The organism is Paludibacterium sp. (genome assembly GCF_019232825.1).
GTDB lineage: Bacteria > Pseudomonadota > Gammaproteobacteria > Burkholderiales > Chromobacteriaceae > Paludibacterium.
The window spans coordinates 1-19,167 of sequence record NZ_JAFAND010000141.1; the positions used below are offsets into that span (position 1 = coordinate 1).

At 60.3% G+C, this 19,167-nt stretch carries 16 protein-coding genes and 1 riboswitch; of the genes, 8 read left to right on the forward strand and 8 right to left on the reverse strand.

Annotated elements, in window-relative coordinates; translation table 11 throughout:
* From JOZ06_RS18675 to JOZ06_RS18685, 3 genes are all read right to left on the reverse strand, one after another.
* The coding region (locus JOZ06_RS18675; RefSeq protein WP_293235212.1) for a CusA/CzcA family heavy metal efflux RND transporter at positions 1–2,442 on the reverse strand (2,442 nt) is incomplete at its 3' end.
* A complete protein-coding gene (locus tag JOZ06_RS18680) occupies positions 2,439–3,743 on the reverse strand; it encodes an efflux RND transporter periplasmic adaptor subunit (protein ID WP_293235213.1) in 1,305 nt (434 codons plus the stop codon). The genes JOZ06_RS18675 and JOZ06_RS18680, both read right to left, overlap by 4 nt.
* Positions 3,744–3,760: 17 nt before the next feature.
* A complete protein-coding gene (locus JOZ06_RS18685; protein WP_293235214.1) occupies positions 3,761–4,987 on the reverse strand; it encodes a TolC family protein in 1,227 nt (408 codons plus the stop codon).
* Between the two features lie 156 nt (positions 4,988–5,143).
* Here JOZ06_RS18685 and JOZ06_RS18690 point away from each other — a divergent pair, with 156 nt between their 5' ends.
* Complete coding sequence (locus tag JOZ06_RS18690) at positions 5,144–5,821, forward strand: heavy metal response regulator transcription factor (protein ID WP_293235215.1); 678 nt, start codon at positions 5,144–5,146, stop codon at positions 5,819–5,821.
* A gap of 1 nt (position 5,822) precedes the next feature.
* Positions 5,823–7,211 carry a heavy metal sensor histidine kinase gene (locus JOZ06_RS18695; RefSeq protein WP_293235216.1) on the forward strand — a complete coding sequence of 463 codons (1,389 nt, stop codon included), beginning with the start codon at positions 5,823–5,825 and terminating at the stop codon, positions 7,209–7,211.
* A 212-nt stretch (positions 7,212–7,423) separates the two neighbouring features.
* Here the strand turns inward: JOZ06_RS18695 and JOZ06_RS18700 are convergent, their stop codons facing one another.
* From JOZ06_RS18700 to JOZ06_RS18715, 4 genes are all read right to left on the reverse strand, one after another.
* Positions 7,424–8,743 (reverse strand): hemolysin family protein, encoded by a 1,320-nt coding sequence (locus tag JOZ06_RS18700; protein WP_293235217.1) that lies wholly within the window; start codon positions 8,741–8,743, stop codon positions 7,424–7,426.
* 105 nt (positions 8,744–8,848) lie between these two features.
* Positions 8,849–9,553, reverse strand: a complete 705-nt coding sequence (ung, locus tag JOZ06_RS18705; RefSeq protein ID WP_293235218.1) for a uracil-DNA glycosylase — start codon at positions 9,551–9,553, stop codon at positions 8,849–8,851.
* A 53-nt stretch (positions 9,554–9,606) separates the two neighbouring features.
* A complete protein-coding gene (locus JOZ06_RS18710; protein WP_293235219.1) occupies positions 9,607–9,930 on the reverse strand; it encodes a rhodanese-like domain-containing protein in 324 nt (107 codons plus the stop codon).
* On the reverse strand, positions 9,930–10,589 hold the full coding sequence (locus JOZ06_RS18715; RefSeq protein ID WP_293235220.1) for a protein-L-isoaspartate O-methyltransferase: 660 nt from the start codon (positions 10,587–10,589) through the stop codon (positions 9,930–9,932). The genes JOZ06_RS18710 and JOZ06_RS18715 overlap by 1 nt, the downstream gene beginning before the upstream one ends.
* A gap of 62 nt (positions 10,590–10,651) precedes the next feature.
* Positions 10,652–10,767, forward strand: a riboswitch (TPP riboswitch).
* Between the two features lie 41 nt (positions 10,768–10,808).
* Here JOZ06_RS18715 and thiC point away from each other — a divergent pair.
* Genes thiC through JOZ06_RS18730 form a run of 3 tightly spaced genes read left to right on the forward strand, consistent with a single transcriptional unit; the run spans position 10,809 to position 13,733 of the window.
* A complete protein-coding gene (gene thiC / locus JOZ06_RS18720) occupies positions 10,809–12,713 on the forward strand; it encodes a phosphomethylpyrimidine synthase ThiC (protein WP_293235245.1) in 1,905 nt (634 codons plus the stop codon).
* A 19-nt stretch (positions 12,714–12,732) separates the two neighbouring features.
* A complete protein-coding gene (gene gstA, locus JOZ06_RS18725) occupies positions 12,733–13,341 on the forward strand; it encodes a glutathione transferase GstA (protein ID WP_293235221.1) in 609 nt (202 codons plus the stop codon).
* A gap of 56 nt (positions 13,342–13,397) precedes the next feature.
* On the forward strand, positions 13,398–13,733 hold the full coding sequence (locus JOZ06_RS18730; protein ID WP_293235222.1) for a nucleotide pyrophosphohydrolase: 336 nt from the start codon (positions 13,398–13,400) through the stop codon (positions 13,731–13,733).
* Here the strand turns inward: JOZ06_RS18730 and JOZ06_RS18735 are convergent.
* Positions 13,726–14,943 (reverse strand): HD-GYP domain-containing protein, encoded by a 1,218-nt coding sequence (locus JOZ06_RS18735; RefSeq protein ID WP_293235223.1) that lies wholly within the window; start codon positions 14,941–14,943, stop codon positions 13,726–13,728. The two genes, JOZ06_RS18730 and JOZ06_RS18735, sit on opposite strands and share 8 nt — an antisense overlap.
* A gap of 403 nt (positions 14,944–15,346) precedes the next feature.
* On the opposite strand from JOZ06_RS18735, the gene JOZ06_RS18740 reads away from it, so the two are divergent.
* From JOZ06_RS18740 to pyrI, 3 genes are all read left to right on the forward strand, one after another.
* Entirely contained in the window at positions 15,347–17,422 is a 2,076-nt protein-coding gene (locus JOZ06_RS18740) for a methyl-accepting chemotaxis protein (RefSeq protein ID WP_293235224.1), read from the forward strand.
* Between the two features lie 279 nt (positions 17,423–17,701).
* Complete coding sequence (gene pyrB, locus JOZ06_RS18745) at positions 17,702–18,622, forward strand: aspartate carbamoyltransferase (protein ID WP_293235225.1); 921 nt, start codon at positions 17,702–17,704, stop codon at positions 18,620–18,622.
* 21 nt (positions 18,623–18,643) lie between these two features.
* On the forward strand, positions 18,644–19,102 hold the full coding sequence (pyrI, locus tag JOZ06_RS18750) for an aspartate carbamoyltransferase regulatory subunit (protein ID WP_293235226.1): 459 nt from the start codon (positions 18,644–18,646) through the stop codon (positions 19,100–19,102).
* The last annotated feature ends 65 nt before the right edge of the window (positions 19,103–19,167 follow it).

Sequence of the window (19,167 nt, forward strand, 5' to 3'; positions counted from 1 at the left end):
GCGCACCATGGCCGGTCCGTCGTCGATGCGGATGTCGGCCACCATGGACAGCGGCACGCTGGCGCCGCCGGCGGTGACGATCGGCAGCGCCTTGATGGCGTCCAGGTTGTCGCGCAGCTCGCGCGGGAAGCGCAGGCCGATCGGGTAGCGCTCCAGTCCTTCGATGGTTTCCCCGACTTGGTCGCCGCCGATGCCCAACGAGACGGTCTGCTGGATATCGTCGATGGTCAGCCCATAGCGGGCGGCGGCGGCGCGGTCGATGTCGACGTCGATATAGTGACCGCTGCCCAAGCGCTCGGCGCTGGCCGAACGGGTGCCGGGCACGGTTTTGACCGCAGCCTCGATTTGTTGCGCCAGACGCTGGATTTGTCCCAGATCCGGCCCCGAGACCTTAATGCCGACCGGCGTTTTGATGCCGGTGGCCAACATGTCGATGCGGTTGCGGATCGGCTGCACCCAGACGTTGGACAAGCCGGCGATATGCACCTTGCCGTCCAGCGCGGCGATCAGCTTGTCGGTGGTCATGCCGGGGCGCCATTGATCGCGCGGCTTGAGCGAGATGGCGGTCTCGAACATTTCCAGCGGCGCGGGATCGGTCGCGCTTTCGGCACGGCCGGCCTTGCCGGTGACGCGCGCCACTTCGGGCACGCTGGCGATCAGCCGGTCGGTGATTTGCAGCAATTCGCGCGCTTTGGCGGCCGATAGTCCAGGTTGGGCCGTCGGCATGTACAGCAGGTCGCCTTCGTCCAGCGGCGGCAGGAACTCGCTGCCGAGCCGACGCACCGGCCAGGCGGTGAGGGCCAGCATGGCGGCGGCGAGCGCGAGCGTCGGCAGAGGATGGCGCAGCACCCAGTCGATCGCCGGACGGTAGAGCCGGGTCAGGACGCGGTTGAGCGGGTTTTGCTGTTCGTTGCGGATGTTGCCGCGGATGAAGAATGTCATCAGCACCGGCACCAAGGTCACCGACAGTCCGGCGGCGGCGGCCATCGCGTAGGTCTTGGTGAACGCCAGCGGCGAGAACAGCCGCCCTTCCTGCGCCTGCAACGTGAAGATGGGCACGAAGCTGACGGTGATGATCAACAGGCTGAAAAACAATGCGGGGCCGACCTCGACCGCCGCGCGGGACATCAATTGCAGGTGGGACGCCGCGTCGGGCGCGCGATGACCGTGCTGTTCCTTCCAGGCTTCCAGATGTTTGTGCGCGTTCTCGGTCATGACCACCGCGCCGTCGACCATGGCGCCGATGGCGATGGCGATGCCGCCGAGCGACATGATATTGGCGTTGATGCCCTGGTAGCGCATGACGATGAACGCGGTGAGCACCCCCAGCGGCAGCGACAGAATCGACACTAGGCTTGAGCGCATGTGAAACAGGAACAGCAGGCAGACGATGGCGACGGTGACGAATTCTTCGATCAGCTTGTGCGACAGGTTGTCGACCGCGCTCTCGATCAGGCGCGAGCGGTCATAGACCGGCACGATGTCCACCCCGGGCGGCAGGCTCTTTTTCAGTGTGTCGAGCCGTTCCTTGACCAGCCGAATGGTGCCGTCGGCGTTGTTGCCGGCACGCAGGATGATGACGCCGCCAACCGTTTCGCCGTTGCCGTTCATCTCTTCGATGCCGCGGCGCATTTCCGGTCCGACCTGAACGTCGGCCACGTCGGAAAGCAGAATAGGCGTGGCGCCCGGCGTGCTTTGCAGCACGATGTGGCGGATGTCGTCGGCGGACTTTAGATAGCCGCTGGCGCGCACCATGTATTCGGCTTCGCCCATTTCGACCACGGAACCGCCGGCCTCGTTGTTGGCTTTGCGCAAGGCGTCCGCGACCATCGGCAGGCCGATGCGATAAGCGCGCAGCCGATCGGGCTGCAAGACCACCTGGTATTCGCGCACCATGCCGCCCACGGTGGCCACTTCTGCCACGCCGGGCACGCTGCGCAGCTCGTATTTCAAGAACCAGTCCTGTAGCGAGCGCAGCTGGGCCAGGTCGTGTCGGCCGCTGCGGTCGACCAGTGCGTATTGGTAGATCCAGCCTACGCCGGTGGCGTCCGGGCCGATTTGCGGCTTGACGTCGGGCGGCAGTTTTGCCGCCGCCTGGTTCAGATATTCCAGCACGCGCGAGCGTGCCCAATAGAGGTCGGTGCCGTCGTCGAACAGCACGTAGACGTAGGAATCGCCGAAAAAGGAGAAACCGCGCACGGCCTTGGCGCCCGGTACCGACATCATCGTGGTGGTCAGCGGGTAGGTGATCTGGTCCTCGATGACCCGTGGCGCGCGGCCGGGCGCGCTGGTCTTGATGATGACCTGAACGTCGGACAAGTCGGGCAAGGCGTCCAGCGGCATGGTGCGGACCGCCCAGAGGCCCCAACCGAGCAGCACCAGCGCCATCAACAGCACCATGAGCCGGTTTCTGACCGACCATTGGATCAGTTTTGCGATCATGACCGGTCTCCCGACTGGTTCGGCGGATTGAGGGTGTCGAGGCCATGCTGCAGGTTGCTTTCCGAGTCGAGCAGGAATTGACTGGACGCGACGATGCGCTGGCCGGCAGTCAGTCCACTTAAGATCTCGGTGCGTCCGCCGGCTTCGCGGCCGGTGACCACCGCCACCGGGACGAATTGGCCGTCTCCTTGCGCGAGCACGACCAGATTGCGCCGGCCGGTGCGGATGACGGCTTCGCTCGGCACCAACAGATGCGGGCGAACGCCGGCGGAGAGCGTGAGACTGGCCAGCATCCCGGGGCGCAGACGGTGTCCCGGGTTGGCCATGCTGACGCGCAGCGGCAGGGTGCGGCTGTCGCCAGCCAGCTGCGGCAGCACCGATTCGACTTTACCGTGCAGGGCCTCGCCCGGCGCGGCCGGCAGGGTGATGGTCACGGCGTCGCCTGGCTTGACGCGGTTGGCGTCGTTTTCCAATAGTTCACCCACCACCCAGACGCGGTCGAGATTGGTGATGGTCATGATCGGCTGTCCCGGATCGACCTTGGCGCCGGGATGGACCAGAACCTCGGTGATGAAGCCGCCTTGGGGGGCGGTGACGGCGACCGCGCCGCCCGGCGACACGCCCCAGGTGGCGAGGCGTTGCCGTGCGGCATTGCGCAGCGCCGGGTCGCCCTGGGCGATGGCGTATTCGGCCGCCATTTGCCGGCCTTCGGGCGAGGCGATGGTGGCGAGCAGAGACCCGGCCGCGACGGCGTCGAACGCCGCGTGCGCCGGCATGGCGGTGACCCAGCCGCCGACTTTGCTGATGGCGGTTGCCACGCGCCGGTCGTCGGCCTTGACGGTGCCGACCACGGTCAGGGCGTCGTCGAGCGCGCCGCGTTGTACCGTGGCATAGCGCACGGCGGTGTGTTGCAACGTGTCCGGCGCCACGGCGATGGCGCCCGGTTGGGTGTTGTCCTGGGCATAGACCGGCACCAGGTCCATGTCCATCAACGGCGATTTGCCGGGTTTGTCGTAGCGAGAGCCCGGCTGCATCGGATCGGTCCAGTAGGCGATGCGCCGCTGCCCCTTGGCCGGCATCGCCGTGGCGCCGTCGTATTTCGGAACCAATTTCATGCCCATGTCGGGCGAGACGCCTTCATGGTCGTAGTGCTTGGCGGGGTTCATCGGATCGTACCAGTACAGCACCTTGCGGCTGCCGTCGGCGGCCGTCGCCGCAGCGGGGTACAACAACCAGGCGGCGAGGCCGCCGCCGGCGACCACCAGCGCGGTCAGCGCGGCGGCAAGCGTTGTCTTGTTCATGATCGGGTCCTTGAAGGTCAGCGGTCGGCGGGGACGAAGTAATCCAGCGCGAGGCGCGCGCGGTCGCGCTGGTAGCGCAGTTCGAGCAGCTTTAAGGCATCGTCGATGGCGCTTTGCCGCGCGTCGCTCACTTGGTCGAAGGTGGCGCTGCCATTGGCGTAACCGGCGATATTGCTGGCCAACAGATGGCCGGCGCGTTGCGGCAAGGTGGTGGCGAGCTGATTTAGCCTGCCGTCCAGGCCGAGCCAATCGGCGTAGTCGGCGGCCAGTTCCGCCCGCAGGCTTTGCAGTTCGGCGTCGCGCGTTGCTGCAGCGGCCTCCAGGTCGAGGTTTCTGGCCGCCGCCAAGCGGTCTTGCCGCGCGCCGGGCCGGATGGGGAGATTGAAGCTGACCATGGCGGTCAAGGTGTTGGGCATGCCCGGCGTGCGTGCGCGGCCGTATGAAAGCTCGAACTCCCAGTCCGGCACTTTGGCTTCGCGCGCTTGTTGCAAGGCGTTGGTCGCCAGGTCGGTTTCCTTGCCGCGCACCAAGATGGCCGGATGACGTTCCAAGCGCTCGTCGAGCTCGGCCAGCGGCGGCGGCGCATCAAGCTCGGGCAGCGTGTCCGGCAGATCAGCAAGGCCGACCCAGCGCACGACCTGCGCGTCCGCTTTGCGCTGGTCGGTTTGCACCTGCGCGATACGGTCGGCCAGCAGCAGCCGGGCCCGGTCGGCCGCCGCCGCGCCGGCCAGGCTGCCTTGCCCATGCGCCAACGCCAGCCGCTGCGCTTGGGCTTGGCGTTCTTGAGTGTGCAATTGCTGCGCCAAGAGCCGGATTTGCGCGCGGGCGTACACCGCGTCCAGCCAGGCGAGTGCGGCGTCGCGCCGGATCGACAGGCGGGTCAGGGACGCATCGGCCTGCATCTTCTCGGCGTTGAGCCGGCTTGCCGCCACGGCCAAGGGCAGCTTATTGCCGCCGGGGATCATTTGCGCCACGCCGATGACGTCCATGGTCTGGTCGGTGGCGCGAAAATCGCTGACCGGCAGTTTTTCCTCGCCGATCTTGATTTTAGGGTCCGGCCATTCGCCGCTGGCGTGGGCTTCTTCCGTTTGCGCTTGGCTGCCCATTTGCAGGGCGCGCACTTGCGGCGCGCGCGCCACGGCAAGCGTGGTCATGTCCTGCAATGAGAGCGGCGCGGCCTGGGCCTGTAGGGTGAGCGACAACACGCCACTCGCCATCAGGAGGATTGCGCTGGGCGTTTTCATTTCCCATCCTCGATAGGTGAAGTTTGCGAGGAGTTTGGCGGGTCGTCGCCGACGGGAAACTGACCGGAAGATTACATTTCTGTCAGCTTGAGAAGCGCCGACTGAATTGCGGCACAATGATGGGCAACTGCAGCGAAAGAGAAAAGGGATGGATCGATGAAGATCCTGGTGGTGGAAGACGAGCCGAAAACCGGGGATTACCTGAAGCAGGGGTTGTCGGAGGCGGGGTTCGTGGTGGACCTGGCGCGCGATGGCTTGGATGGCCTGCATTTTGCCCTGTCGGAAGCGTACGACCTGACGATTCTCGACGTCAGCTTGCCCGGCATGGACGGCTGGGACGTGCTCAAAATGCTGCGCGGCGCCGGCAAGCAACTGCCGGTCTTGTTTCTGACCGCGCGCGACACGGTGGACGAGCGGGTCAAGGGGCTGGAGCTGGGCGCGGACGATTATTTGGTCAAGCCGTTCGCCTTCGCCGAGCTGCTGGCGCGTATCCGCACCCTGTTGCGGCGTGGCAGCGTGGTCAAGGAGGCCGAGGTGCTGCAGGTGGCGGACTTGGCGCTGGATCTGCTGCGCCGCCGGGTGACGCGCGCCGGCGAACGCATCGATCTGACCGCGAAGGAATTCATGCTGCTGGAACTGTTGATGCGACGCCAGGGCGAGGTGCTGCCGAGAAGTCTGATCGCGTCGCAAGTGTGGGATATGAACTTCGATAGCGACACCAATGTGATCGAGGTGGCGGTGCGGCGGCTGCGGGCCAAGATCGACGACAGGTTCACGCCGAAGTTGATCCGAACGGTGCGTGGCATGGGCTACGTGATCGAGGCAGGAGACTGAGATGCCCGGGCGGCCTTCCATTACGCTGCGGCTGACGCTGCTGTTCTCGCTGGTATCGACCGGGGTGTTGTTCGCCATGGGGTTGCTGTTGACGCCGCTCGTCGAGCGGCATTTTGCGAGCCTCGACGGTCTGCGTCTGGACAGCGCGACGCAACTGGTGCGCCATGTGCTGACGACCACGTCTCCCAACGCGTCCCCCCGCTTGCTGCAAGACCGGCTGGACGAACTCATGGCGGGGCAGCGCGACGTTGCCGTGGTGCTGTTTTCTTCGCAGTGGCAGCCGGTCTATGTGTCGCCCGGCATCCGTTTGTCGGCGGATTGGCTGGCCCACGCCCGCGCGGACACAGCGCGCTTGCCCGCCTGGCCGGACGCGGATGGCCGGGTATGGCGCGGGCATGCCCAGCCATTGCCGGCGCAGGGCCGCGCCTGGACGGGCGGCACCGTGTTCGCCGCGGTTGACCTGGGCATGCACCAACATTTCATGACGTCGTTCCGTTTGGCTTTGTGGCTGGTGATCGGCTTGGCCGCCGTCGTCAGCGGCCTATTGGGCTGGTGGGCGACCCATCGAGGGTTGGCGCCGTTAAGCGACATCCGTAAGCGCACGGCGCAGATCACGATCAACAATCTGAATGACCGTTTGCCGGAGGCGGCAATGCCGGTGGAGTTGGCTGGCGTGGTGACCGGCTTGAACGTGATGCTGGCGCGTCTGGAGGGGTCGTTCAAGAAGTTGACCGATTTCTCGTCGGACATCGCCCATGAATTGCGCACGCCGGTCAACCGTCTGCTGACGCAGAATCAGGTGATGCTCAGCAAGCCGCGCAGCGCCGATGACTATCAGGATGTGCTGGCCTCCAATATCGAGGCGTTGGAGCAGCTCTCGGGCATGATCTCGGACATGTTGTTCCTGGCCAAGGCCAGCAACGATCTGGTGGTGCCCAAGCGGGAGCCGATCAAGCTGCACGAAGAGACGCGCCATGTGCTCGATTTTTACGAGGCGTTGATCGAGGAGGCCCGCATCACGGTGCGGCTGACAGGGGATGCCGAGACGAGCGGCGACCGGCTGATGATGCGTCGCGCGATCGGCAATTTGGTCTCCAACGCCGTGCGCCACACGCCGCCGGACGGACAGATCGAGATTGTCTTGTCGCGCGATGCCGACCGCTTGGCGCGGTTTAGCATCAGCAATACCGGACCGACTATCGAGGCCCGGCATCTTGAGCGGCTGTTCGACCGCTTCTATCGCGGCGAACTGGCCAAGCACGAAAAGACCGAGGGTTCCGGGCTTGGACTCGCCATCACGAAGTCGATTCTGCAGGCTCACCGGGGGGGCATCCAGGCCGCTTCCGGCGACGGTCGCACGATCTTCACGTTTTGGCTGCCGGTTAAATAGCAAAAGAAAAAGGGGGAGGGTGTCGACAAACCCATGCTCGCGAAGCGAGCGCCCTCTCAGGGAGAGGGCGGGGGGAGTGGGAATCGATGATCAGGCTGCGAAATCAGTCAGTTGCCACTAAGGCCCGGCTGTGCCGGGTCCTCCGTAACCGCTGCAAACCACTAAATCAACAGCCTGACAAACCGCCGGGTTTGCCCGGCGGTTTGTCGTTTTTAGTTATCTTGGCGCGCGACATCGGGCGCGACGGGTGTTCGCGTCACCATGATCTTGTCGACCCGGGTCTTGTCCATGTCGACCACCTCGAAGTTGAAATCCAGGCATTCAATGCGATCGGTTACCATCGGAACGCGGCCAAGCTGGAACATCATAATGCCGCCCAACGTGTGGATGTTGCCGGTTTCCTCTCCCGGCAGATGCTCGTCGTGGTCGATGTCGAAAAACTCTCTGAACTCATCCAGCGTCACCGTGCCATCCATCAGCCAGCTGTTTTCATCGCGCTGAACGATGCTGTCGTCTTCTTGGTCGGTGGCCGGCAGATCGCCGACAATCGCTTCGAGCACGTCATTCATGGTGACGAGCCCTTCCAGTTCTCCATATTCGTCCACCACTAGGGCGATATGGGTGCGCGCGATCTTGAATTGTTCCAGCAACTGCATCAGCGAGACGGATGCCGGCACATACAATGGCGGCGTCAGATCGGCGGGGAAATCGACTTTCCCGCCACCGAGCAACTGATCGAGCATGCGTTTGGATTCGAGAATGCCGACGATGTGTTCCATGCCGCCTTTGCAAACAGGGAAACGCGAGTAGGGGCTTTCTTTCAATAACGCAAAATTTTCTTGCTGCGGCTCTTCCAGGTCGACGGAAACGATATCCTTGCGTGGCGTCATGATCGAGGCCACTTTGCGATCATCCAGACGGAAGATGTTTTCCACCAGTTCCTGCTCGGTGCGATCGAATACGCCTTCATCCGCGCCCTGTTCGATCAACACGCGAATTTCTTCCTCGGTGATCGACGGTTCCTGGCTCTTCTTGGCGCCGATCAAGCGCAGCACGCCGTCGGTGCTGGCACTGAGCACGCGAACCAATGGCGCGGTCAACATGGAGAGCAGTCGCATGGGGCGCGCCATGGTGCTGGCGACGAGTTCAGGGTTGTGCATGGCCAGCCGCTTTGGCACCAGTTCGCCCAGAATCAGCGACAGCATCGTGACGAAGAACACGACCAACACATCGGCCAGGGGCTTGCTCAGCGGTGCCAGCAGCGTATAGGGAGCCAGCCATGCATGAACATCATTGGCGATCGACGCTTCCGCATAGACGCCGGACGTGATGCTGATGAAGGTAATGCCGATTTGAACGGTGGAAAGGAATCGTGTGGGATCTTCAACTAAGGCCAATGCCGAGCGCGCGCCCTTGTTTCCTTCTTCTGCCCATTGCTGCAACCGGACTTTGCGGGAAGAGACCAATGCCAATTCCGACATGGCAAAAATGGCGTTGAATAAGACCAGCAACAGCAATATCAGTATGTCCACGGCCCTTGGGTATGTTGTGAGTGAAGCCCTAGGATAGGGCAAGGCGATGCCGGAGGGAAGCGATAGATTTGCTTCCGATGGAACGGCCTTGCGGCCGATCTCCTCTCATCGCGGTTCTGTCCACCGAACGGGCGCGTGGCCATGCTGCTGCAGCCAATCGTTGGCTTTGGAAAAATGGCCGCAGTGCAGAAAGCCGCGGCTGGCCGATAGCGGGGAAGGATGCGCGGCTTCCAGCACGAGATGGCGCCGCCGGTCGATCTTGTCGGCATTGCTGCGTGCCCAATTGCCCCATAGTAGAAAAACGCATCCCGCGGCGGTGGTGTTGACGCTGTCTATCAGGGCATTGCTGACGGCCTGCCACCCCAGTTTGGCATGGCTGCCTGCGCGATCGGCGGCGACGGTCAGCACGCTATTGAGTAATAGCACCCCTTGGCGCGCCCAATGGGTCAGATCCCCATGCAACGGCGGCGTGGCGCCGGTGTCGCTTGCGAGTTCCTTATAGATATTGCGCAGCGATGGCGGGACGCGCACGCCGGGCGGAACGGAAAACGACAGCCCCATCGCTTCGCCGGCGCCATGGTAGGGGTCCTGGCCGAGAATCACCACCCGCACATCACGTGGCGCGCAATATTGCAGCGCATGGAAAATGGCAGGACGGGGCGGGTAGATGATTTCACCGCTTGCACGACGTTCATGCAGTTGGGCATCGATGGTCTGCAGTGCCCGGCGCATGGACGGACTATCCAGAATAGGTTGCCAGTCGGGGTGTACGGACTGCAATGCGAGGTCGAGAAAGGTATACGGAGGCATGGTGTCAAACGTCCGGCGATACGCCCTCGCCGGTCGACGAGGGCGTCTAGTGATCAATAACGCGGAAGGGCAGGGTCGATGGTTTGCGACCAGGCATCGATACCGCCGCGCAGGCTGACGACTTGGTCGAAGCCGGCTTGCTGCAAGAAATGACATACCTGCAAGCTGCGCATCCCATGATGGCATATGGTGACGATGAGTCGATCATCCGGCAGCGTGTTGTGCCGCAAGGGAATCAGCTGCATCGGCAGCAGCACCGAGCCGTCTATGTGAGCCAAATCCCATTCCCAGGGTTCGCGCACGTCGAGCAGGAAAGGCGCCGCCGCGGGGTCCGCCAGCAAATCGGATAGCGCCTGAACGGAAATTTCCGGCGTCATCAGAAGACGAACCGTTCCGGTTCCAGCGCGTCGCTGCCGCTCAGACGGGAAATAACCGTTTCGTACAGCTTGCTTTCCGAAAAATCGTTTTCGCTGATGCGGTGGATCAGGCGCACGGTCATCACCGGCTCGTCACCGACGGTGACGATCATACGGCCACCGATGGCCAACTGCTGCTTTAGCGTTTCCGGCACGACCGGTACCGAACCGCCGACGAAAATGGCATCGAAAGGCGCGTGCTTTTCCAAACCGAGCAAGCCGTTGCCTTCGATCAGCGTTACGTTGCCAATCCCGGCATGGCGCAGACGGTCCGTCGCCGTGTGCAACAGCGTCGCATGGCATTCGACGCTGTAGACGTGCTCGGTCAGTTTGGCCAGTAACGCGGTGACGTAGCCGCTGCCGGTGCCGACCTCGAGGACCTTGTCGCCCGGTTGAAGCGACAAATCCTGCACCATGCGCGCTTCTTGTTTGGGCTGCAGCATGCGGCCGCCGTTAGGCAATGGCAGTTCCACGTCGGTGAAGGCTAACGCGCGTTGTTGTTCCGCCACGAAATCTTCGCGTTTCACGTGAAACAGCAAATCGAGAATAGCCGGGTCCAATACTTCCCAGGGACGGATCTGTTGCTCGACCATATTGAAGCGCGCTTGTTCGAAATCCATTCACCATACTCCGCAGCTTTATGACAATAACTTGCGATTATCCCATATTTGCCTTACCTTCACAGCATCGCTAGGGGTCCCGTTTCTGTTTTTCGTTTTCAGACAACAGTGCGGGTGAGAAATACCCTTCGAACCTGATCCGGTTAATCCCGGCGTAGGGAAGCGGTGCTATTCGTAGCATTTCATGCCCCACGCCGTTTCATCGCCTAGGAGGGCATGATGAACGCGTCAACCTCACCCGAACCCCGCATCGAACTAGACCAAGCTACTGTTCAGCCATTTCCCAACTCTCGGAAAGTCTATGTTGCCGGCAGCCGTCCCGACTTACGGGTACCGATGCGGGAAATTTCACAAGCGGATACGCCGACGCAGTTCGGCGGCGAAAAGAATCCGCCGATTTACGTCTACGACGCCAGCGGGCCGTATACCGATCCAGCATGTCAGATCAACCTGGAAAATGGCCTGCCGCCGCTGCGCGCCGCATGGATCGACGAACGGCAGGACAGTGAGACGGTCAGCGAATTGGGCAGCGCCTATAGTCGCCTGCGCGCCGATGATCCATCGCTAGACGCCTTGCGCTTCAATTTGAAGCGCACCCCGTTACGTGCGCGAACGGGCGGCAACGTAACGCAAATGCATTACGCGCGCCAAGGCATCATTACGCCGGAAATGGAATTTGTCGCTATTCGCGAAAATCTCCATCGCGATCATTATTTGCAAACGCTGCGTGAGTCGGGGGGGCAGCGCATGTTGGATTTGTTGTCCCGTCAACATGCAGGCCAAGGATTCGGCGCGCGTTTACCCGAGCGCATTACGGCTGAATTCGTCCGCGGTGAAGTCGCCGCCGGCCGGGCGATCATTCCAGCCAACATCAACCATCCGGAAAGCGAACCGATGATCATCGGCCGCAACTTTCTGGTGAAGATCAATGGCAATATCGGCAACAGCGCCTTGTCGTCCTCGATCCACGACGAGGTCGATAAAATGACCTGGGGTATTCGCTGGGGCGCCGATACCATCATGGATCTGTCCACAGGGAAGAACATTCACGAGACGCGGGAATGGATTCTGCGCAATAGCCCGGTGCCGGTCGGCACGGTGCCGATCTACCAAGCGCTGGAAAAAGTGAATGGTAAAGCGGAGGACCTGAGCTGGGAGGTCGTGCGCGACACGCTGATCGAGCAGGCGGAGCAAGGGGTCGACTATTTCACCCTGCACGCCGGCGTACTACTGCGTTATGTGCCGCTCACCGCCAACCGGATGACCGGCATCGTGTCGCGCGGCGGTTCGATCATGGCCAAGTGGTGCCTCGCGCATCATCAGGAAAATTTCCTCTATACCCACTTCGACGAGCTTTGTCAGATCCTAAAACAATACGATGTGGCGATTTCGCTCGGCGATGGACTGCGGCCCGGCTCGGTGTTCGATGCCAACGACGCGGCACAGTTGGCTGAACTGAAAACGCTGGGCGAACTGACGCAAATCGCCTGGCGACACGATGTGCAAGTGATGATCGAAGGCCCGGGCCACGTGCCGATGCAGCTGATCAAGGAGAACATGGACAAGGAGTTGGAATGGTGCCATGAAGCGCCGTTTTACACGCTGGGCCCATTGACCACCGACATCGCGCCAGGCTACGACCACATCACTTCGGCGATCGGCGCCGCACAGATCGGCTGGTATGGCACGGCCATGCTGTGCTACGTGACGCCTAAGGAGCATCTGGGCCTGCCGGATCGTCACGATGTCAAGGAAGGTATCATCACGTATAAGCTGGCCGCGCACGCGGCCGATTTGGCCAAAGGTCACCCGGGGGCGCAAATTCGCGATAACGCCTTGTCAAAAGCACGGTTCGAATTCCGTTGGGAAGACCAGTTCAACCTGGGTCTGGATCCGGACCGCGCGCGGTCGTTCCATGACCAGACTTTGCCCAAGGACAGCGCCAAAGTCGCTCACTTCTGCTCGATGTGCGGCCCGCAATTCTGTTCGATGAAAATCACGCAGGACGTGCGCGCTTACGCCGAACGTCAAGGCATCAGCTCTGAACAGGCGCTCGAGCAGGGCATGCAGGACAAAGCCATCCAATTCATGGCTTCGGGGTCTAAACTGTACGACAAGGTGTGATCACTTTCGGGAGAACCAAATGAAACTGTATTACTCGCCCGGCGCATGTTCGCTTTCGCCGCACATCGTGATGGCCGAATTGGGCATGACCTATCAAGCGGAAAAGGTCGACCTGCGCGCCATGCCGCATGTGACGGAGAGCGGCAAGACGTTTAGCGACATCAACCCGAAGGGCAGCGTGCCGGCACTGGTACTGGACAATGGCGAACTGCTGACGGAAGGGGCGGTCATCGTGCAGTATCTGGCCGATCAAGCACCCGCTAAGCAATTAGCGCCGGCGCAAGGCAGTATGGCCCGCTATCGGCTGCAAGAGTGGTTGAACTATGTCGCCAGCGAAATTCACAAGGGCTTCGGTTTGCTGTTCGTTCCCAATGTGGCCGACGACACGCGTAAGATCTTGACCGAGCGTGTGAACAAGCGCATGGATTTTCTGGCCAGCAAGCTGGCCGATAAACCCTACCTGATGGGGGAATTCAGCGTTGCCGACGCGTATTTGTTCACTTGTTTGAACTGGGTGCCGCATCTGAAACTTTCGCTGGAGCCGTGGCCGGTGTTGCAGGCGTATCAGAAGCGCGTGGCTGAACGGCCCGCCGTTCAACAAGTTCTCAAAGACGAAGGTTTGATTTAATCGATCCTATCCCCGTGTCGTCAAAGGGCGGCACGGGGTGTTTCACGTGAAACACCATGAACCCACCCCATTTGATCGAAGCGGACGGTTTGATCGACGCGCTGCAGCGTTTTGCCGACGACCGCGGCTGGCAACCCTATCACACCGCGCGCAATCTGATGCTGGCGCTGACCGGCGAGGTCGGTGAATTAGCCGAAATTTTCCAGTGGTTGAACGATGATCAGGTGACGGCCATGCGGCAAGATGATCCGGCGCGCTATCAGCATCTGCAGGAAGAAGTGGCGGATGTTCTGCTGTATCTGGTGCGCTTGGCTCACGTGATGGATATCGATTTGAACCAAGCGGTGATCGACAAGATGGCGAAAAATGCCGTCAAGTACCCGGCTACATGAATTTGAGCGGATCGAGGTGCAGCCGCTCCGGCGATTCGTGCCGCAAAATCTTATCCGCGCCGCCATGCCCCATGCCGCGCGAAAGGTCGACAATCTCAGGGGGAATATGGGTATTGCTCTTCAGACTGAAAAATACCTTCACTTTCGGCAAGATGAGGTTCTTCTCGTTTTGCTCGACGACGACGCCCAGCCTGCCGCTTTCCAACCGGACCAATGTGCCCACCGGGTAGATACCGATGGTGCGCATGAAGGCTTGGACCAACTCGGGGTTGAAGTGAAATTTCGACCATTCATAAATTTTCCGTAACGCGTCGGTGGGCGGCATGCCCTTGTGATAGCAGCGATCAGAGGTGAGGGCGTCGTAGACATCGACGATGGCGGCCATCTGCCCGAGCTGCGATATCTCGTGTCCTTTCAGCCCTGCGGGATAGCCGCTGCCATCGTGGCGCTCATGGTGCTGCGCGGCGACGTCGATCGACGTTTTCGAAATACCGTGCGCCTGCGAAAGAATGGCTTTGCTCTCGATGACATGGCATTTCATGATGCCGAATTCGCGTTCGGTTAGCCGGTCGGGCTTATTGAGAATTTCATCCGGGATCTTCATCTTGCCGATGTCGTGCAACATGCCGCCGATGCCGGCTTGGTGGATGACATCCTTGTCCATGTGCATGGCGTTGCAGAACGTCACCATCAGGGCGCCGACGCTGACGGAGTGTTGAAACGTGTAGTTATCCTTGTCCTTGATACGGCACAAGGCCAACAAAGCGCCATTGTTGCGTAGTATCGACGAGGTCATGCGCTCGACCGAAGGCGTGATCTGTTGCAGATCCACCTGTTTACCCAGACGGACGTCGTGCAAAATACCGTGCACGATCAAATTGGCTTCTTCATGCACCAGTTGTGCGTGGCCGAACTCTTCATGGGCGCTGACATGTTTGCCGACTGCCGGCGCTTTTTCGGCGCCAATTTCCCGCATCTCACTTTCCAGCTGCGCCTTTACCTCTTGCAAGGTTGGCGCGTGCACGACATCCAAGCCTTTGTCGGTATCGATGTATACCTCATGGATGCCCGACTCGGCTATTTTCTGGATTTCGTGCTCATGGGACACGACAAAACGGTTGCGAAGAAACGGATGTGACATCCAATCGCAGTTGAGATCATGAATGTACATTCCGACTTTGAGTTCGGAAATATTGATACATTTAATCATCTTGTCGATGTGGCAAGTGAAGTTGCTCGGACATCATAGCGGTAATTTGTAATTCAATGTGAAGTTTAGCGGGTTGGCGTGATAACACAAATGAATGAATTAAATGGTAAAACTTGCCGTGCCGGCTGCGGCGCCTGTTGCATCGCGCCCTCCATCTCTTCGCCGATACCCGGCATGCCGGAAGGCAAGCCTGCCGGCGTTCCCTGCGGGCAGCTAAGGACCCTCTGCGAGGAAATGTGCGGACAGGTCCTAGCACGGCTGGAAACCCTGACGATCGCGTAAACATCCCATGGGTGCTGCCGGTTCCCTTACCTTGGCGGTACAAGAGAAATTATGCTGGCGCAAAAGATGCGGACAACATATTTTTCTAAATGCACGCTAATAAAAAATCAAGGGGAACACCATGTCAGACAAGAAATGGGGCCATCTCAGCACACGAATTACCGTCGTGGCTGGTTTGGCGGTTGCGGCGTCGTTAATCATCATGGTTGGGCTGATTTCCTGGCTCGGCTATCGCAATGCGGCGGATATGGGCTATCAGTTGGCGCAAGCCCAAGCGCGCAACCTGGCCGATTCGGCCGAAGCGGATTTCCGCGTCGGTTTCGCTTTGCCCAAGCATCTGGCGCAGCTCGTGGCCGGGATCAAGCGCGGTGGCGCGCCGGACCGCAAGGTGCTGGACAACATTCATCTTGAATTGCTCGACAACGCGCCGCAGTCGGTTGGCTTGTGGATGCTGTGGGAGCCAAATGCTTTCGACGGCAACGATAAGGCGTTCCGCTTCAATGCGCCGTACGAGGATTTGACCGGGCGTTATGAGCCTTACTTTACCCGTAATGCGCAGGGCAAGGCTCAGATCGACACCATGCTGTCGCCCGACCTGCTCAAGGACATGGCCAAATACAAAAATAATCCGGACAGCTATCCCGCGCCGTACGAGAAGTCCGGTTGGGGCGATTTCTATTTCGTGCCGAAAACCCGCAACCGCGACACCATCACCGAGCCCTATCCATACGAAGTACAGAACGTCAAAGTGCTGGAGAGTTCGCTGGCGGTGGCCATCAAGGACGCCAACGGCAAATTCCTTGGCGTATCGGCCACCGATGTGGCGCTAGGCGACCTGCAAAAGCGCTTCAGTCAAATCCACCCCTACGATACCGGTTACGTGCGCATGGTTTCGGAAGGCGGATTGTACGTGGTGAATCCCAAGGCCGATGTGCTGGGCAAGAATGTCGAGAAGGACAACCCCCTGTTCGGCTATCTCGACAAGATCAAGAGCGGAGAGCCGTTTGTCTATGAAGCCGATGGTTTCACGCATTTCTTCCAGCCGGTGAAAGTAGGGGAAACGGGACAGTTCTGGGCGCTCGGCATCAGCGTGCCCACTTCGGCCATCACCGCGCCGGCATTGCATCAGAGCCTGTTGGCCGCCGGTATCGGCATTGTCGCCTTAGTCGCCATTCTCCTTTTGCTCGCGGGCGTCACCCGCGCGATGACCCGGCCGCTTGACCGCATGGCGGCCAACATGGAGCAGTTGGCATCGGGCAAGGGCGATCTCAGCGTGCGCATCGACATCAGCAACAATGACGAGATCGGCCGCTCCGCCGCGGCGTTCAACCAGTTCATGCATTCGCTCTCCGAGATGTTCAGCGATCTTCGCAACCAGAGTCTGGCGGTCAGCCAGGCCGCGAGCCAGCTGGCCGATTCGGCCGAGCAGGTGGAACAAGCCTCATCCGTGCAATCCGATGCCGCCAGCGCCACCGCGGCTGGGGTCGAGCAGGTGACCGTCAGTGTGCATCACATCGCCGACACCGCGAAAGAGGCGGAAAACCTGGCGCACCAGACCAGCGAATTGACCGAGCACAGCGTAACGACGGTGAGCCAAGTGACCGGCGAAATTCTCAAGATGAACGAGAGCATGCATGCGCTGACCGAACGCATCAACAATCTGGGCGCCCGTTCGGAGGAAGTCACCTCGATCATCAACGTGATCAAGGAGATTGCCGATCAGACCAATCTTCTGGCGTTGAACGCGGCCATCGAGGCGGCGCGCGCCGGCGAAATGGGCCGGGGCTTTGCCGTGGTGGCGGATGAGGTACGCAAGCTTGCCGGCCGCTCGGCCGAAGCCACGATCGAGATTTCCCGCATCGTGACCACCATCGGCACGGAAACGCGCGATGCCGTGAACGACGTATCGGGCACGCGCGAGCGGGTCGATATGAGCGTCAAGGTGGCGCAAGACGCCAATGACGCCATGCGTAGCGTGCTGCAGTGCAGCCAGCGCCTGGCGGCCAGTATCGACGATATTGCCGCCTCGACGCGCGAGCAATCGCATGCCAGCAGCGAAATTGCCCAAAACGTCGAACGGATCAGTTCAATGGCGCAATCCAACGGACAAGTGGTGCACGAGGTCTCAGGCTCGGTGCAGAAGCTGCGCGAACTGGCTGCCAGTCTGGAGCGGTTGGTCGGCAACTTCAAGCTTTGACGGTGAGGCCGAGCAGGGTCAGCGCAGCGGAATCCGCTGCGCTTTTCTTTTGGCCGGGGCTTCCTGAATGACAGAAAATGCGGTTATAATCTGAAAGTTTGTTCGGAAGGGATGTAATATGCAAGCGATTAGCAGCCAAGCCAATCGACGCCGCGGTACCCAGTTTTCTGGGGCCCAGGTCCGGCATCCTTTTCGGGAAACCCGTTTTTGAAAAAGCTCCTGTCTCAGGAGCTTTTTTTTTATCTAAAGAAATTACAAATAAAACAAGGATACACGACCATGGCCAATCCGCTTTACCGGAAAAATATCATTTCCATTCCTGACTTTAGCCGTGAAGAACTGGAGCTCGTCGTGGAAACCGCTGCGCGTCTCAAGGCAGAACCGCGTCATGACCTGTTGAAGGACAAACTGATCGCCAGTTGTTTTTTCGAGCCCTCGACTCGGACGCGACTGTCGTTTGAAACCGCCGTGCAACGGCTGGGCGGTCGGGTGATCGGCTTCGCCGACGGGGGCAACACCTCGGCGCGCAAGGGCGAAACCCTGGCCGATTCGATCAAGATCATCGCGTCTTATACCGACGCGGTGGTGATGCGGCATCCGCGCGAGGGGGCGGCGCGACTGGCGAGCGAATTTTCCTCGGTGCCGGTAATCAACGGCGGCGATGGCGCCAACCAGCATCCGACGCAGACCCTGCTAGATCTGTTCACCATCAAGGAAACGCAGGGCACGCTGCAGGAGCTCGCGGTGGCATTCGTCGGCGACTTGAAGTACGGACGCACCGTGCATTCGCTGACCCAGGCACTGTCGTTGTTCAACTGCCGGTTCTATTTCGTGGCGCCGGAAGCCCTCGCCATGCCCGATTACATTTGCGAGGAGTTGGACGAAAGAGGCATTTCCTACACGCTGGCCGCCAGCCTGGAGGAGGTGATCCCCGAGATTGACGTGCTGTACATGACCCGGGTGCAACGCGAGCGTTTCGATGAGGCCGAATTCAAGAAGATCCAGGGCAAGTTCGTTTTGCGCGCCGAGATGCTGCGCCACGCGCGCGACAACATGAAGATCCTGCATCCGCTGCCGCGCGTCGATGAAATCGACGTCGACGTTGACGCCACGCCGCACGCCTACTATTTCGAGCAGGCGGAAAACGGTGTCTATGCCCGTGAGGCCCTGTTGGCGCTGGTTCTCAACGAAACCGTCTGATAGAACGCACAAGGATAGATCATGCAATACACCCGCACCGTAGAAGCCCTGAAGGAGGGCACCGTTATTGACCATATCCCGGCAGGCCAGGGGATGAAGATCCTGCGTCTGTTCCGTTTGGCGGAGACCGGAGAACGCGTTACCGTGGGGCTCAATCTGTCATCGCGCCACATGGGCAGCAAAGACCTGATCAAGGTGGAAAACATTGCCCTGACCGAGGATCAGGCCAATGAACTGGCACTGTTTGCCCCCAAAGCGACAGTGAACGTCATCGAAAACTTCGAGGTCGTAAAAAAGCATCAACTTGAGCTTCCGGAGACGATTCTGGGCATTTTTGCCTGCCCTAACTCCAATTGCATTTCACATAATGAGCCAGTTCAGAGCTTTTTCTACGTAAAAGCCCACGGCCATGACACAAAAATGAAATGTAAGTATTGCGAAAAAGTCTTTAGTAAGGATATTGTTGTGGAAGTGCGCTAAGTCGTACAAAGGGTGAAATAGAAACTGCAAGAAAAAAGCTGCTCGACAGCATAAGAAAGGAAAGC